This is a genomic window from Streptococcus thalassemiae (genome assembly GCF_903645285.1).
In the GTDB taxonomy this organism is placed as follows: Bacteria; Bacillota; Bacilli; order Lactobacillales; family Streptococcaceae; genus Streptococcus; species Streptococcus thalassemiae.
Genome location: NZ_CAHJXN010000002.1, coordinates 50,407 through 65,461, shown reverse-complemented (window position 1 = coordinate 65,461; position 15,055 = coordinate 50,407). Strand labels below are relative to the sequence as shown.

The window sequence follows — 15,055 nt, the reverse complement described above, 5'->3', positions numbered from 1 at the left end:
GACTCCTCGTGTCGTAACATAATAGAAAACTTGTCCGAAACGACAATAAACTATGAAGAAAGATAAGAGGCAAGCCGGAGGCTTGCAAGGAAGATATTTCCCGCCGTGGTGAAAGTTTCAGTAGCTTCTGCTACTGAAACAGGGGATTTTTGAGACAATAGGCTCAAAAATAAGTGATTAAATCCCGAAGGGAGTTGCTCACGTCCCCACCACTTAAGGGAAATATCAAAAATAGAAAATTAACTAACAAGGAGAAAAACACATGTCTAAAATTATCGGTATTGACTTAGGTACAACAAACTCAGCAGTTGCAGTTCTTGAAGGAACTGAAAGCAAAATCATCGCAAACCCAGAAGGAAACCGCACAACTCCATCTGTAGTATCATTCAAAAACGGCGAAATCATCGTTGGTGATGCTGCAAAACGCCAAGCAGTAACAAATCCAGATACAGTTATTTCTATCAAATCTAAGATGGGAACTTCTGAAAAAGTTTCTGCAAACGGCAAAGAATACACTCCACAAGAAATCTCAGCTATGATTCTTCAATACTTGAAAGGTTATGCTGAAGACTACCTTGGTGAAAAAGTAACTAAAGCAGTTATCACAGTTCCAGCTTACTTTAACGATGCTCAACGTCAAGCAACAAAAGACGCTGGTAAAATCGCTGGTCTTGAAGTAGAACGTATTGTCAACGAACCAACTGCAGCAGCCCTTGCTTATGGTTTGGACAAGACTGATAAAGAAGAAAAAATCTTGGTATTTGACCTTGGTGGTGGTACATTCGACGTTTCTATCCTTGAATTGGGTGACGGTGTCTTCGACGTATTGTCAACTGCAGGGGACAACAAACTTGGTGGTGACGACTTTGACCAAAAAATCATCGACCACTTGGTAGCAGAATTCAAGAAAGAAAACGGTATTGACTTGTCTACTGACAAGATGGCAATGCAACGTTTGAAAGATGCAGCTGAAAAAGCGAAGAAAGACCTTTCTGGTGTAACTTCAACACAAATCAGCTTGCCATTTATCACTGCAGGTGAGGCTGGACCTCTTCACTTGGAAATGACTTTGACTCGTGCTAAATTTGACGATTTGACTCGTGACCTTGTAGAACGTACAAAAGTTCCAGTCCGTCAAGCCCTTTCAGATGCAGGTTTGAGCTTGTCAGAAATCGACGAAGTTATCCTTGTTGGTGGTTCAACTCGTATCCCAGCCGTTGTAGAAGCTGTTAAAGCTGAAACTGGTAAAGAACCAAACAAATCAGTAAACCCTGATGAAGTTGTTGCCATGGGTGCTGCTATCCAAGGTGGTGTGATTACTGGTGATGTCAAAGACGTTGTCCTTCTTGATGTAACACCATTGTCACTTGGTATCGAAACAATGGGTGGTGTATTCACAAAACTCATCGACCGCAACACAACAATTCCAACATCTAAATCACAAGTCTTCTCAACAGCAGCAGACAACCAACCAGCCGTTGATATCCACGTTCTTCAAGGTGAACGCCCAATGGCAGCAGATAACAAGACTCTTGGACGCTTCCAATTGACAGATATCCCAGCTGCACCTCGTGGTATTCCTCAAATTGAAGTAACATTTGACATCGACAAGAACGGTATCGTGTCTGTTAAGGCTAAAGATCTTGGAACTCAAAAAGAACAAACTATTGTGATCCAATCGAACTCAGGTTTGACTGACGAAGAAATCGACCGCATGATGAAAGATGCAGAAGCAAACGCTGAAGCAGATAAGAAACGTAAAGAAGAAGTTGACCTTCGTAATGAAGTAGACCAAGCAATCTTTGCGACTGAAAAGACAATCAAGGAAACTGAAGGCAAAGGCTTCGACGCAGAACGTGACGCTGCCCAAGCTGCCCTTGATGACCTTAAAAAAGCTCAAGAAGACAACAACTTGGACGACATGAAAGCAAAACTTGAAGCATTGAACGAAAAAGCTCAAGGACTTGCTGTTAAACTCTACGAACAAGCCGCAGCAGCCCAACAAGCTCAAGCAGGAGCAGAAGGTGCACAAGCAACAGGAAACGCAGGCGATGACGTCGTAGACGGAGAGTTTACTGAGAAATAAGATGCAAAGCCCGTTAAAACCTCACAGTGAAAATAGGAAATCTGATGCAGAAACTTTAGTTTCTAGGAAGATTTGTCTTTTTCACCAAGAGGTTAGGGCGTGCTCGATTTAGCATTACTAGTTTGATTTTTAAAACTCGAACGTCGTAATGATAAGAAGAAATCCAGAGGTTGCAACCCAGCCTCTGTTTTTCGGTAAAATAGAGGATGTTGCGTATGAAAAAAGTACTTTGTATCATTTATCCTAATTTTTCTCTTTATGAGATAACCACTTTAACGAGTACTTTAGCTCTGTCTTTTGACATCACGATTGATTATGTAGCTTCAGATCATTCGATGGTGGTCTCTGAGGATGGTTTGTCCTGTCAACCGACGAAAACATTGGATCAGATCCGTATAGAAGATTATTCTTGTGTGATTTTGCCAGGAATGGTAAATATAGGTCCTGCTCTACAAGATGAGAAATTGATCTCGTTTTTGAGAAGTCTTAATGAGCAAGATATCCTAATTGCCACCATTTCTTCAGCGCCCCTTTTATTGGCGAAAGCAGGCTTGTTGAACGACACGAAATTTACAGGTGGAATTTGGCAAAACTTCTTTGACTATTTTGAATTTCTTCCACGTGAGAATTTCCAACCGAAAGTTCTTGTCCAAGATAAACAAATCATTACGGCTATCGGTTTTGCACATCAAGAGTTTGCAAGAAAAGTGATTTTCGGTCTAGGTTTGGCAGAAAATACTGACAACTATTTTAGAGAACAGAACGAGTATGCTGAAGAGGATTTGATATTTACTCTATCAGATGAAGAGTTTGATCAAGTGAAGCAGAGTATAGAAAACAGCCTCTAAAGATTTACATGAAAATTATAGAAAGGAACAAGGGTGTTCGTAACTGAACACGGGTTCTCAAATTTCTTACTCAATATAAAAGAAAGGAATTGACCCCGACCTAAATGGTGGTTCGATTCACAACATCAATAGAAAGGAACAAAGGTGTTCAGGGAATTGAACACGGGCTACGGACTGTGCCAAAAAGATAGTTTTTTCTAGGACGCAAGCGTCCGTCGTCAAAACCCCTATTTTGGCTGTGTCCGTTTGACGCCCTTTGTATCTTGAATTATGAACAATACTGAATTTTATGATCGTCTGGGGGTGTCCAAAAACGCTTCGGCAGACGAGATCAAAAAGGCTTATCGTAAGCTTTCGAAAAAATATCACCCAGATATCAATAAGGAGCCTGGTGCTGAGGAAAAGTACAAGGAAGTTCAGGAAGCCTATGAGACTTTGAGTGACGACCAAAAACGTGCGGCCTATGACCAATATGGTGCTGCGGGTGCCAACGGTGGCTTTGGTGGTGCAGGTGGTTTTGGCGGTTTCAACGGTGCAGGTGGCTTCGGTGGTTTTGAAGATATCTTCTCAAGTTTCTTCGGCGGAGGCGGTGCTTCACGCAATCCAAATGCTCCTCGTCAGGGGGATGACCTCCAATACCGTGTGAATTTGACCTTTGAAGAAGCTATTTTTGGAGCTGAAAAAGAGGTTAAGTACAATCGTGAAGCAAGCTGTAGTACATGTAATGGCTCTGGTGCTAAGCCAGGAACAAGTCCAGTCACTTGTGGACGCTGTCATGGAGCTGGTGTCATTAACGTTGATACACAAACTCCTCTTGGTATGATGCGTCGTCAAGTAACCTGTGATGTCTGTCACGGTCGCGGAAAAGAAATCAAAGATCCATGTACAACTTGTCACGGAACAGGTCATGAAAAACAAGCCCATAGTGTACATGTGAAAATTCCTGCTGGTGTGGAAACTGGTCAACAAATTCGCCTAGCAGGCCAAGGTGAAGCAGGATTTAACGGTGGACCATACGGTGACTTGTACGTGGTGGTTTCTGTGGAAGCCAGCGACAAGTTTGAACGTGAAGGAACTACTATTTTCTACAATCTCAACCTCAACTTTGTCCAAGCGGCTCTTGGTGATACAGTAGATATCCCAACTGTTCATGGTGATGTTGAATTGGTTATTCCAGAGGGAACTCAGACTGGTAAGAAATTCCGCCTACGTGGCAAAGGAGCTCCGAGCCTTCGTGGTGGTGCAGTTGGTGACCAATATGTTACCGTTAATGTCGTAACACCGACAGGCTTGAATGACCGCCAAAAAGCAGCCTTGAAAGAATTCGCAGCTGCTGGTGACTTGAAAGTAAATCCAAAGAAAAAGGGCTTCTTTGACCATATTAAAGATGCCTTTGAAGGAGAATAATACTCTTCGAAAATCAAATTCAAACCACGTCAGCGTTGCCTTGCCGTACTCAAGTACAGCCTGCGGCTAGCTTCCTAGTTTGCTCTTTGATTTTCATTGAGTATAAACAAAAAGAGCCGAGTGGCTCTTTTTGTTTATAGATTTTTTAAGACTTTCCTTAAGTAATGACGGACGGTAGCGACCTTTTTCGAAGTTCCATACCTAAACTTTGAGCCCAGGTCTCAAAGTTTCCGGACACCTGAAAGCAAGCTGTTTCAGGTGTTTTCATTACGGCGAAAAGTCTTCGATTTAGTTGTGAAATGGTGAATGAGTTGCCTAAATTATGATGTATAGTTGATGGGATATAACTTGTTTACCTTTTAAAAAAGAGCTAAGTAGCTCTTTTTACTTATCTTCAATTACCTGTGTTTCTTTGATGACAGCTAGTCTAGTCTGGATATCTTTTTCCAAGACTTTAAACTTGTAAGTTAGGTCTTCTTGGTATTCCTTGATGAGTTCTTTTTGCTGGTCGATGATTTGCAGGCTGTTTTGGATAATATCCACATCATCCTTGATAGCTTGAACGCGGTCAGTGGTATTCAAGACTTCATCTGTGATGGTGTGGCGATTTTTTGTGACCAGATAACTTCCGGCTGCGGCTCCTGCAAATAGCAGTAGGTTGGATAATTTCATGGTAACTCCTTAGGCGTTTTTGATGGTTTCAGCGACTTGAGCGAGTTTGTCAAAGTCAGGTTCGTGGGCGATAAAATCAATCTTGAGGTCATCGTCCGCACTGTAGCGAGGCACGAGGTGAACGTGGGTATGAAAGACGGTTTGACCTGCGATTTCTTCACAGTTAGCAATGATATTCATACCAGCAGCCTTGGTAGCTTTCATGACTTTTTGAGCTACTTTTGGTACTTGGGCAAAGAGTTGGCTGGCGCTAGTAGCGTTCATTTCCAAAAGATTGCGATAGTGTTCTTTTGGCACGACTAAGGTGTGTCCTGGTGTCACTTGAGAAATATCCAGAAAGGCAAGAACCTGCTCATCTTCATATACTTTTGAAGCAGGAATTTCCCCTGCGATGATTTTACAAAAAATGCAATCTGACATAAAATCTACCTCTACTGTATTGAATTTTGATATAATATAGCTACATTATACCAGATTTGGAGAAAATATGTTAGAAATTAAAAACCTGACAGGTGGCTATGTCCATGTCCCTGTCTTGAAAGATGTGTCTTTTACTGTTGAAAGTGGGCAGCTGGTCGGTTTGATTGGTCTCAATGGTGCTGGGAAATCGACGACAATCAATGAGATTATCGGCCTGTTGACACCTTATAGTGGCTCCATCAATATCAATGGCCTGACCCTGCAAGAAGATGCGACAAGTTACCGCAAGCAAATTGGCTACATTCCTGAGACACCTAGCTTGTATGAGGAATTGACCCTCAGAGAGCATATCGAAACGGTTGCCATGGCTTATGGTATTGAGCAGAAAGTGGCTTTTGATCGAGTAGAACCTTTGTTAAAAATGTTCCGTCTGGACCAGAAATTGGACTGGTTCCCTGTTCATTTTTCAAAAGGGATGAAGCAGAAAGTCATGATTATCTGTGCTTTTGTGGTGGATCCGAGTCTTTTCATCGTGGATGAGCCTTTCCTTGGTCTCGATCCGCTGGCTATTGCAGACTTGATTCAGCTTTTGGAAGTGGAAAAGCAAAAGGGCAAGTCCATTCTCATGAGTACCCACGTGCTGGATTCGGCGGAGAAGATGTGTGATGCTTTTGTTATTCTTCACAAAGGGGAAGTGCGTGCCAAAGGCAATCTCCTACAACTGCGCGAAGCCTTTGATATGCCTGAGGCTAGTTTGAATGATATTTACTTGGCTCTGACCAAAGAGGAGGAGCTATGAAAGACTTGTTTTTAAAGAGAAAGCAGGCTTTTCGTAAGGAGTGTCTTGGTTATCTGCGCTATGTTCTCAATGACCACTTTGTCTTGTTTCTGCTTGTTCTGCTGGGCTTTCTAGCCTACCAGTACAGTCAACTTTTACAGCATTTTCCTGAAAACCATTGGCCTATCCTTTTGTTTGTAGGAATTACCTCTGTTTTACTTTTGCTTTGGGGAGGAATTGCCACCTATATGGAGGCTCCAGACAAGCTCTTTCTCTTAGTCGGAGAAGAGGAAATCAAACTCCATCTCAAGCGTCAAACTGGCATTTCCCTAGTCTTTTGGCTCTTTGTCCAGACCCTTTTCTTGCTTTTATTTGCGCCCTTATTTTTAGCCATGGGTTATGGCTTGCCTGTTTTTCTGGTCTATGTACTTTTAGTGGGGGTAGGTAAATATTTCCTCTTTCGTCAAAAGGCCAGCAAATTTTTCACTGAAACTGGACTGGACTGGGACTATGTTATTTCTCAAGAAAGCAAGCGCAAGCAAGTCTTGCTTCGTTTCTTTGCCCTCTTTACGCAGGTAAAGGGAATTTCAAACAGCGTCAAGCGTCGTGCCTATCTGGACTTTATCCTAAAGGCTGTTCAGAAGGTGCCTGGGAAGATTTGGCAAAATCTCTATCTGCGTTCTTATTTGCGAAATGGAGACCTCTTTGCGCTCAGTCTCCGTCTGCTCTTGCTTTCCATACTGGCACAGGTCTTTATCGAGCAAGCTTGGATTGCGACAGCAGTGGTGGTTCTCTTTAACTACCTCTTGCTCTTCCAGTTGCTGGCCCTCTATCATGCCTTTGACTACCAGTATTTGACCCAACTCTTTCCACTGGACAAGGGGCAAAAGGAAAAAGGCTTACAGGCTGTAGTCCGAGGATTGACCAGTTTTGTTTTACTTGTGGAATTAGTCGTCGGCCTTGTGACCTTCCAAGAAAAACTAGCCCTTCTAGCTTTACTGGGAGCTGGTTTGGTTTTACTAGTCTTGTACTTACCTTATCAGGTAAAACGTCAGATGCAGGACTAAGATGCTTATATGACACTAAAAAAGAAGTTGAGTTCAGTTTGTCTCAACTTCTTTTATTTTCTACAAGATTATAGTTGGCCCATAGAGGTTCAACTTGGTCTTGACTTGGTCAAAGTGGAAGCGGTCATAGGCTCGCCAGGCGGCGCGTGTAGGAGCATCTGGATCAAGAGAGCTGAGTCCCATGAGAAGACTGGAAGTCTGGTAAAATTTTTCCAGTTCAATCAAGACTCGATTATCCATTGTCTCAGCCTTGGCTAGAAAGCTAAGAACAGAGTTTAATTGCTCCTGAAAGCGGACGTCGTCAGCGGTTGCCTGTTTGCATGCTTGGTAGGCTTTGTTTAAGTCAGTAATCAAAGTCTGAGCTCTTTTGATAGGGTCTGTATCTGTCATGAGAATTCCTCCTTTAATCTGGGTGCTAGTCTTGATTCTAGCAACTGTGTTTTGATACTGTCAGTTTATCACTTTTATCTCCTTTTTCACCATAAAATCTTTAATTGCCCTTGAAATTTCCTGAATGGCACTGTTAAAATTTTATGATAAAATAGTGGTAAGATTATCATGCTTATTTGAGGGACAAGCTACCCTTCAGGAGCGTTAAAGGCCTGTTTAGGATTTGGTGGGCTTGTATCATAGTATTTTTGCTATTCTCTTTTTAGGAAGAAATCGAAACAAGGAGAGTAAGAAGATGAGAATATTTGTTTTAGAAGATGATTTTTCCCAACAGACTAGGATTGAAACGACGATTGAAAAACTCTTGAAGGAACATCATATCACTTCCAGTTCTTTTAAAGTTTTTGGTAAGCCAGACCAACTGTTGGCTGAAGTGCATGAGAAGGGAGCCCATCAACTATTCTTTTTGGACATTGAGATTCGAAATGAGGAGATGAAGGGTCTGGAAGTGGCTAGAAAGATTCGGGATCGGGATCCTTATGCTCTCATCGTCTTTGTGACGACTCACTCGGAGTTTATGCCCCTGTCCTTTCGCTTCCAAGTGTCTGCTTTGGACTATATTGATAAGGCCTTGTCAGCAGAGGAGTTTGAATCTCGTATCGAGACAGCCCTCCTCTATGCCAATAATCAAGATAGTAAAAGTCTGGCGGAAGATTGCTTTTACTTTAAATCAAAATTTGCCCAATTCCAGTATCCTTTTAAAGAGGTCTACTATCTCGAAACATCGCCCAGAGCCCATCGTGTTATTCTCTATACCAAGACGGACAGGCTGGAATTTACAGCGAGTTTAGAGGAGGTTTTCAAGCAGGAGCCTCGTCTCTTGCAGTGCCACCGCTCTTTTCTCATCAATCCTGCCAATGTGGTGCGTTTGGATAAGAAAGAAAAACTGCTTTTCTTTCCCAATGGGGGAAGCTGTCTGATCGCGCGTTATAAGGTCAGGGAAGTGTCTGAGACTATCAATAACTTACACTAAGTGAGGTGATGTAATGGAAATAGTTTGGAAGATAGTATATTCATTTTTGATAGCTGGATTGGAATTGTTTATATTTTTTAAGGTGGATGGAATTGTTCTAACTCTGGAGAGATTTTTTAAAGCTTTTCTTTTTAAGTTACTTTTAGCAGTCGTTTTTGTAACGATTAACTATATAGTAGGAAATACTTACCTAACTTATTTTATGGAACCCTTGTACGGCATTGGTTTATCTTTCTTATTGTTAAGAGGGCTTCCTAAAAAACTACTCTTCTTTTATGGTCTCTTCCCAATGATGTTGGTGAATCTTTTTTTCAGGGTAGTCTCCTATTTTGTGATTCCATTTTTGGGGCAAGGGCATGTGTATGATGACCGCTCTTTTATTTGGTTATGTATAAAAATTTTCATTTGCTTTATTTCTCTAGCCTTTTTGAAATGGTTAGACTATGATTTTACTAGTTTGAGAAGGGAGACTCTCGATAAAGGTTTTCAAAAGTCCCTGACTACGATTAACTGGATAATGGGGGCTTACTATCTAGTGATGCAAAGTCTGTCTTTCTTTGAATATGAACAAGGTATTCAATCAACGACTGTTCGCCATCTCATCCTAGTCTTTTACCTACTCTTTTTTATGGGTATTATCAAGAAGCTAGATACCTATTTGAAGGACAAACTCCATGAGAGATTGGACCAAGAACAGGCCTTGCGCTACAGAGATATGGAACGCTATAGTCGGCATATAGAGGAACTTTACAAGGAAGTCCGGAGTTTTCGCCATGACTACACCAACCTCTTGACCAGTTTACGTCTGGGCATTGAAGAGGAGGATATGGAGCAGATAAAAGAGGTCTACGACTCGGTCTTAAAGGATTCTAGTCAGAAATTGCAGGACAACAAATATGACCTTGGCAGATTGGTAAATATTCGGGACCGTGCCCTCAAAAGTCTTCTAGCAGGGAAATTTCTAAAAGCTAGAGATAAGAAGATTGTCTTTAATGTCGAAGTTCCTGAGGAGATTCAGGTCGAGGGGATGAGTCTACTTGATTTTCTAACCATTGTGTCCATCCTTGGTGACAATGCTATTGAAGCCAGTGCAGAGGCCAGTCAACCTCATGTTTCAATCGCCTTTTTAAAAAATGGAGCACAGGAGACCTTTATCATTGAAAATTCCATCAAAGAAGAGGGCATAGATATTTCTGAGATTTTCTCCTTTGGAGCCAGTTCTAAAGGGGAAGAGAGAGGAGTTGGTCTCTATACCGTCATGAAAATTGTGGAAAGCCATCCTAATACCAGTCTAAATACCACCTGTCAAAATCAAGTCTTTCGTCAGGTTTTAACGGTTCACTCGATGTCGGTTGATGATTAGAAGATCTGTTGAAAGAAGTACTACCTGTAGTCATCAATTAAAATGCCATAGTATATGAGGTATCCTATATGAATAAGAAATCCTTTTTTATCATCTGTTCTACGTTGATTATAGCATCGAATCTTCTCATGATTTCCGTGGTGAACAAGGGAGAAGAAACAGGGAGCAACCTGTTTGTGATTGCTATAGCCTGTGTTATGCTACCAGCCTTTTTATATGCAGTTGAAAACAGACTTACTTCAATGGTAAGAGTAGAATCAATACTCCTGATTCAGTTGACAGTTATATCCCTACTCCGTCTTATCAATAGAATAGGGAGTACGCCTGAAATCCTCAACATTATCATTACCCTTATCGCTTTGGCAAGTGGGACAGCTGCTATCCTTGTTGCGATTATGAGAATATATGAGAACATACGGAAGTGAGGGTGAGTAGTTTTCTATTTTGTATTTTCACATTGTCAAGTTCCCCCAGGGCAAGTATGTTTTCCATGCTTGCTTTTTAAATTTTTACAATTCAAGAGGTTTTGATGACCATTTATGATTTGAGTGATCCAAGGATAAAATGAGTGCTATACTAGCAGTGTAAAGGTTGTAGCTAAACTAAGATAAAGCATACATTTAGGAGGAAATCTTATGAAGAAAAAAATACTAATCATTTTCGTTCTGTATCTGATCATGTCTATCCTTCTTTATCCGCTTAGGGAGAGTATTTGGTATCATCTATTTTATACCATAGCCTATATGATTGCGGTTGTGATCTATTTTGCTTTAACTAAAAAGAAAGGAGCAAAGAAATGAAAACTTTTCTTGCTAAAAAACGGAACATCTTCCTTGCGAGATTGTTCCTAGGTCAGTTGCCTTTACTTGTCTCTACTTATCTATTTCTATCTCGTCAGTTTTTAAATTTTTCCGTAGTTCTCCAATTTCTTTTAGTGGTTATTAACTTGGCCTCTATTTTGGTTACTGTTTACCTCACTAGGGAAATGAGAATAAGAGAGTTTGAAGATGATGATTTGGTTAGTCCTAGAACCAATCAACTCATGTATATCGGCTTGACAGGTTTTATGTCTATTATCTGTTTGTATAGAGGTATCACAGCAGGAGAATCTTACCAACAACTAATTGCTTATATTGGCGCTATTCTCTGCTTGCTTATCATGCTTCTGCTCATTTGGGGCTTGAAGTATTATAAAAAGTAACTTTCTATCCTCTTCTGGCAGTATATTTGAGTAGAAGGCTCTATTAAAAAGTTCGTGAAATAAATGAATGGAGGTATTTAATATGAAATACAGATTATTTTTTGTTATTTTCTTGAGTAGTGTGTTGAATATTCTTTTAGGGAAATTTTTACAAATCTCTAATGTATCGATTGGGTGGATTGTTCTCTACAGTGGCTTGTTTGAAGCAGGCGTTTTCCTTCTTGCTAATAAAGGGGTGGCGGTAAAAAGCAAGGAAGTAGATATTCGAAATCGCTTTAAATTTATTTTTGGAAAAACCTTATGGTTTCAAATTCTTTTGCTCATCTTTTTGATGGTCAAACTTTATCTTGGTTTGGATGCGAGGTTGATTTTATTCTATGGACATATTTTCATTGTCTTTAATGCCTTAATGTATCTATTATCTAGTAGTCAGGTTAGCCTTAAAAAGAACAAACTGTCTTCTTAATCTTGCAGTAATAGAGCCTGACAGGAGGAGGTTATCCTGTCTTGTAGATAGCGGGGAGGGTTTCTATGAAAAAACACTCTATTCTTTTTAAAACGAGTGCCATTCTTTCTTATTTGTTTCTGTTTTTCGGACTGTCTTGGACGACCCAATTTTGGAGCAATTATTGGGAGTTCTCGTCTTGGGTAGGAAATCTTATCTGGATTCGAAACATCATCAGCCTTCTCTTTATCTGCTTGATGATTTGGATTTTGGTTAGGTCGGGCCATGCTTATCTCTTTCGCATCCCTAGGAAAAAGTGGTTGAGCTATTCTGTTCTGACGGTGTTAGCCGCTGTTGTACTTATCTGCTTTAACTATCTGACAGCTAAACACGTTCAGGGGACGAACGAAGGGTGGAATTTGTTTATTGCCTATAGTGAGACAAATTTTGCGGAGTTTGGTGTTTACCTAACCTTAATCGTACTAGGACCTCTGATGGAAGAATTGGTGTGTAGAGGACTGCTTCAACATGCCTTCTGTAAGAATTCGAGGTGGGGGCTGGATCTTCTCTTTCCGTCATTCTTATTTGCCTTGCCCCACTTTTCTAGCTTGCCAAGTCTCGCAGATATTTTTGTCTATACGGCAGTGGGCTGTCTATTTGCCTGTCTAACACGTTATACGAAGAGTATCTATCCTTCTTATTCGATTCATATTGTTAATAATATCATCGCAAACTTACCATTTTTGCTCACTTTTTTACATAGGGTCTTGGGGTAAAAAAATAAAAGTCTTGCTTTTCAGCCATAGAGGAGGTCATCATGTATAAACACTTATTTTTCCTAGATTCCAAAACCTTAGACTGGTTGACGCCCTATATTCTAGTCTTGGCTTCTGACACCATTGCCTTTAATGTTTTTGTGCTAACCTTTGTATCTGTTGTGGCCTTTTATTTCCTAAACCCCATGCTATCTTTAATGGCTATCTTTTTAGGGGGTGGTTATGTGGTCGGATTTTGGTTACTAAAATGGTTTGTTTTGGAAAGGTTAGAGCTAAAGGATGACTTGTAGGAAGTCTGTTTGGTGAGGAGGATAGTTTTATGGAGTTTTTTGATAAATTTCATGCCTTTTGTTTTGGATTTTTAGTACTACTAATCGTCATTACAGTTCCTTATACGATTAACCATGGGGATTTTTTTCAAAATGAATCTGAATTGATTATTGTAAGTCTTCTAGTAACCTCGCTGAGTGTTGCTTATGCTAAAAAGTTTGAAATGATTTCTTTTGGGATGTTAAGCAAGAAAGAACTTTTGCTTTTCATTGCAATCTTTCTTCTAAGTGTGCTTGAGACGCTGGTTTATATTAAATTCTTTGCTGTTTCTTCTGGCGCAGGAGTTCAACACTTGTCGGAAGTTAGCAGAGGAATTTCTCTGTCTTTGATTTTGACTTCCTCAGTTTTTGGCACCTATCCAGGAGGAACTCATTTTCAGAGGACTTCTTCAAGGTGCAGTTTTTGACAACTCTTGGTTAGGGCTTGTGCTAACTTCCTCTCTCTTTTCTTTCATGCATGGACCTTCTAATGTTCCTTCGTTTATTTTTTATCTACTTGGGGGCTTGTTGCTGGGCTTTGCCTATAAAAAGAGCCAAAACCTATGGGTTTCTACTCTAGTTCACATGTTTTACAATGCTTGGCCACTCTTATATTATTTATAAAAATCATGAAAGGTAAGCAGAAGACGGTGCTTGCCTTTTTCTTTCTATAATGATATCCAAGCCAATCTAGAGGCTTTTCGGTAAATTCCCAAACTAAGTTCCACCGCTAGTAGAAGTGGAAGTTAGTCTGATAAAAATTGTAAAAACCAGTGGAAATCCGTGTCAGGGTAAGTTCCACTGGTTTTACTAATGCTTGATTTTATTGCTTTTGTAGCCAAAATGAATAGAAAAAAAGAGCGCACAAAATCCCCTCATCTGAAAGCGTTTCAGATTAAGTTCCGCTATGGTGGAAGTTAGTGTGAGACGTTTGAATGTGGTTAAAGGTTAGTTTTTAGAACTTATGTTGGAGTAATTTAGACGACTGACAGACGTCTTCTGCAGGTATTTTAGAAATACCTAGAAGTTTAGGAATTTCTTCTCCGTAAGTAAAGGCAAAGAGTTCATAGGCTGACTTTCCATTCAAAGCAGCGCGTTTGACACTGTTGACATGCGAACAGACGAGATTGATTTCCTCTTGAGTTAAATTGTCAAAAGAAGTTCCTTTAGGCAGAATGTCGCGAATCAGCGTGTGATTTTTCTCAATTCTCCCTTTCTGGTCAGAGCGATTAGGGTCACAAAAGAAGAGTTTACTCTCTCCTCGCACATCCATTTCGATATCATCAACCCTGGCAAACTCTCCACCATTATCTGTCAGGATGACAGGAAAGAGTTGACAGAAATCTTTATCAGCTTGGTGAAGAGTGTTCTTGATGTCATAGAGGTGTTTGGTAACCTCAAGGGCAGTTTTATTATCCAGAAGTCTAGCGAAGATAAAGTTACAGAAAGAGAGATTGAAGGTGAGTAGGACTTTACCTCCCATTCTGCCCATAACCGTATCCATTTCCAGCCAAGAGTCTAGTTGATGCAGTGCTAAATAGTTTTGGAAATCCTCATAGGAACGGCCTTTTTTAGCTTCTTTAGGGATGGAAGGTAGCTTAGTTTTCCGTCTTTCTTTGAATTTAACGGCTCTGGCTAGGTCAATAGGAGCGATAGATAGGTATCCTTTTCGGATGTGTCGATAGACGGTTGAGGAGCTGACATCAAGGTTATGAGTTTTGAGGATATGATAGATGTGTTGTCCCTTTTTAACCCCATCAGAAATGACTTTGTCCATTTCCCAGAAGGTCTTGGAATTGAGGGGAGTTCCTTCACGAGCTTCAACAAGAGTTTGTTCGTACTGTTTTTGAGCTTGTTTAGCGAGGTAGAAGATTTTCTGATAGCCACAGTTTTGTCTTCTTTTAGGACATCCATTACAGACAAAGGGAGCTTTGTCGAGTAGAGGGCAAGGAAGATTATTGCATGTAGACTCTCGGACTTGTCTGTTTCGTTTGACTTCTTTAGAAACAGTGGTTGGGTCTTTTAGAATGGATTGTCCAATAGCTTTGAAGGTTTCACCGCGCTCTAAGCCTAGTTGGATATCGTTACGGTCTGAAAGGGTAAGGTGTTTATGTTTTGTCATAGTGAGCCTCATTTCTAATTCAAACGTCTCATACTTAATTCCACCATAAAAATCCGTTTTAGACTAATTTCCACTTTGGTCAGGCAAGTGGAAGTTACTTTGAGAAGTTACCCTAGAGGCTTTTCTTTGAGAATCGGGT

Annotated in this window: 16 protein-coding genes and 1 pseudogene; 13 read left to right on the top strand and 4 right to left on the bottom strand. The window is 40.5% G+C overall.

Annotated features, from left to right (window positions below; genetic code table 11):
* The first annotated feature begins 262 nt into the window (after positions 1–262).
* From dnaK to dnaJ, 3 genes are all read left to right on the top strand, one after another.
* On the top strand, positions 263–2,086 hold the full coding sequence (gene dnaK / locus HWX15_RS02925; protein WP_000034661.1) for a molecular chaperone DnaK: 1,824 nt from the start codon (positions 263–265) through the stop codon (positions 2,084–2,086).
* Between the two features lie 215 nt (positions 2,087–2,301).
* Complete coding sequence (locus HWX15_RS02920; protein ID WP_175880229.1) at positions 2,302–2,934, top strand: DJ-1/PfpI family protein; 633 nt, start codon at positions 2,302–2,304, stop codon at positions 2,932–2,934.
* Positions 2,935–3,204: 270 nt separating this feature from the next.
* Entirely contained in the window at positions 3,205–4,341 is a 1,137-nt protein-coding gene (gene dnaJ, locus HWX15_RS02915; RefSeq protein ID WP_033679702.1) for a molecular chaperone DnaJ, read from the top strand.
* Positions 4,342–4,725: 384 nt separating this feature from the next.
* On the opposite strand, the gene HWX15_RS02910 is transcribed toward dnaJ, so the two are convergent.
* Positions 4,726–5,013, bottom strand: a complete 288-nt coding sequence (locus HWX15_RS02910; protein ID WP_175880228.1) for a hypothetical protein — start codon at positions 5,011–5,013, stop codon at positions 4,726–4,728.
* A gap of 9 nt (positions 5,014–5,022) precedes the next feature.
* Entirely contained in the window at positions 5,023–5,433 is a 411-nt protein-coding gene (locus tag HWX15_RS02905; RefSeq protein ID WP_050275810.1) for an HIT family protein, read from the bottom strand.
* Between the two features lie 67 nt (positions 5,434–5,500).
* Between HWX15_RS02905 and HWX15_RS02900 the strand changes: the two genes are divergently transcribed.
* Together HWX15_RS02900 and HWX15_RS02895 are read left to right on the top strand one after the other, a co-directional pair.
* Positions 5,501–6,232, top strand: a complete 732-nt coding sequence (locus HWX15_RS02900) for an ABC transporter ATP-binding protein (RefSeq protein ID WP_000889954.1) — start codon at positions 5,501–5,503, stop codon at positions 6,230–6,232.
* Positions 6,229–7,278, top strand: a complete 1,050-nt coding sequence (locus HWX15_RS02895; RefSeq protein WP_175880227.1) for an ABC transporter permease — start codon at positions 6,229–6,231, stop codon at positions 7,276–7,278. Before HWX15_RS02900 ends, HWX15_RS02895 begins: the two co-directional genes overlap by 4 nt.
* A 60-nt stretch (positions 7,279–7,338) precedes the next feature.
* Here the strand turns inward: HWX15_RS02895 and HWX15_RS02890 are convergent, their stop codons facing one another.
* Positions 7,339–7,668, bottom strand: coding sequence for a helicase BlpT (locus HWX15_RS02890; RefSeq protein ID WP_175880226.1), 330 nt, complete (start codon positions 7,666–7,668; stop codon positions 7,339–7,341).
* 295 nt (positions 7,669–7,963) lie between these two features.
* Between HWX15_RS02890 and HWX15_RS02885 the strand changes: the two genes are divergently transcribed.
* The 8 genes and pseudogenes from HWX15_RS02885 (at position 7,964) to HWX15_RS02850 (ending at position 13,418) form a co-directional block, all read left to right on the top strand.
* Complete coding sequence (locus tag HWX15_RS02885; protein ID WP_175880225.1) at positions 7,964–8,701, top strand: response regulator transcription factor; 738 nt, start codon at positions 7,964–7,966, stop codon at positions 8,699–8,701.
* 13 nt (positions 8,702–8,714) lie between these two features.
* Positions 8,715–10,064, top strand: coding sequence for a sensor histidine kinase (locus HWX15_RS02880; RefSeq protein WP_175880224.1), 1,350 nt, complete (start codon positions 8,715–8,717; stop codon positions 10,062–10,064).
* A 68-nt stretch (positions 10,065–10,132) separates the two neighbouring features.
* Positions 10,133–10,489 (top strand): hypothetical protein, encoded by a 357-nt coding sequence (locus tag HWX15_RS02875; RefSeq protein WP_033679716.1) that lies wholly within the window; start codon positions 10,133–10,135, stop codon positions 10,487–10,489.
* Between the two features lie 371 nt (positions 10,490–10,860).
* Positions 10,861–11,265: an immunity protein gene (locus tag HWX15_RS02870; RefSeq protein ID WP_175880223.1), complete on the top strand. Its 405-nt coding sequence runs from the start codon at positions 10,861–10,863 to the stop codon at positions 11,263–11,265.
* Positions 11,266–11,347: 82 nt separating this feature from the next.
* Entirely contained in the window at positions 11,348–11,731 is a 384-nt protein-coding gene (locus HWX15_RS02865) for an immunity protein (protein ID WP_175880222.1), read from the top strand.
* A gap of 65 nt (positions 11,732–11,796) precedes the next feature.
* Positions 11,797–12,486, top strand: coding sequence for a CPBP family intramembrane glutamic endopeptidase (locus HWX15_RS02860; RefSeq protein ID WP_175880221.1), 690 nt, complete (start codon positions 11,797–11,799; stop codon positions 12,484–12,486).
* A 41-nt stretch (positions 12,487–12,527) separates the two neighbouring features.
* On the top strand, positions 12,528–12,776 hold the full coding sequence (gene blpZ, locus HWX15_RS02855) for an immunity protein BlpZ (RefSeq protein WP_061425323.1): 249 nt from the start codon (positions 12,528–12,530) through the stop codon (positions 12,774–12,776).
* Between the two features lie 29 nt (positions 12,777–12,805).
* Positions 12,806–13,418: pseudogene (locus tag HWX15_RS02850) on the top strand (lysostaphin resistance A-like protein).
* A gap of 331 nt (positions 13,419–13,749) precedes the next feature.
* On the opposite strand, the gene HWX15_RS02845 reads toward HWX15_RS02850, so the two are convergent.
* Positions 13,750–14,916, bottom strand: a complete 1,167-nt coding sequence (locus tag HWX15_RS02845) for an IS30 family transposase (RefSeq protein ID WP_175880220.1) — start codon at positions 14,914–14,916, stop codon at positions 13,750–13,752.
* Positions 14,917–15,055: the final 139 nt, after the last annotated feature.

Bases quoted from the DNA above. Each gene is read 5' to 3' on its own strand.
- dnaK (WP_000034661.1), top strand. From the start codon at position 263: ATGTCTAAAATTATCGGTATTGACTTAGGTACAACAAACTCAGCAGTT.
- HWX15_RS02920 (WP_175880229.1), top strand. From the start codon at position 2,302: ATGAAAAAAGTACTTTGTATCATTTATCCTAATTTTTCTCTTTATGAG.
- dnaJ (WP_033679702.1), top strand. From the start codon at position 3,205: ATGAACAATACTGAATTTTATGATCGTCTGGGGGTGTCCAAAAACGCT.
- HWX15_RS02910 (WP_175880228.1), bottom strand. From the start codon at position 5,013: ATGAAATTATCCAACCTACTGCTATTTGCAGGAGCCGCAGCCGGAAGT.
- HWX15_RS02905 (WP_050275810.1), bottom strand. From the start codon at position 5,433: ATGTCAGATTGCATTTTTTGTAAAATCATCGCAGGGGAAATTCCTGCT.
- HWX15_RS02900 (WP_000889954.1), top strand. From the start codon at position 5,501: ATGTTAGAAATTAAAAACCTGACAGGTGGCTATGTCCATGTCCCTGTC.
- HWX15_RS02895 (WP_175880227.1), top strand. From the start codon at position 6,229: ATGAAAGACTTGTTTTTAAAGAGAAAGCAGGCTTTTCGTAAGGAGTGT.
- HWX15_RS02890 (WP_175880226.1), bottom strand. From the start codon at position 7,668: ATGACAGATACAGACCCTATCAAAAGAGCTCAGACTTTGATTACTGAC.
- HWX15_RS02885 (WP_175880225.1), top strand. From the start codon at position 7,964: ATGAGAATATTTGTTTTAGAAGATGATTTTTCCCAACAGACTAGGATT.
- HWX15_RS02880 (WP_175880224.1), top strand. From the start codon at position 8,715: ATGGAAATAGTTTGGAAGATAGTATATTCATTTTTGATAGCTGGATTG.
- HWX15_RS02875 (WP_033679716.1), top strand. From the start codon at position 10,133: ATGAATAAGAAATCCTTTTTTATCATCTGTTCTACGTTGATTATAGCA.
- HWX15_RS02870 (WP_175880223.1), top strand. From the start codon at position 10,861: ATGAAAACTTTTCTTGCTAAAAAACGGAACATCTTCCTTGCGAGATTG.
- HWX15_RS02865 (WP_175880222.1), top strand. From the start codon at position 11,348: ATGAAATACAGATTATTTTTTGTTATTTTCTTGAGTAGTGTGTTGAAT.
- HWX15_RS02860 (WP_175880221.1), top strand. From the start codon at position 11,797: ATGAAAAAACACTCTATTCTTTTTAAAACGAGTGCCATTCTTTCTTAT.
- blpZ (WP_061425323.1), top strand. From the start codon at position 12,528: ATGTATAAACACTTATTTTTCCTAGATTCCAAAACCTTAGACTGGTTG.
- HWX15_RS02845 (WP_175880220.1), bottom strand. From the start codon at position 14,916: ATGACAAAACATAAACACCTTACCCTTTCAGACCGTAACGATATCCAA.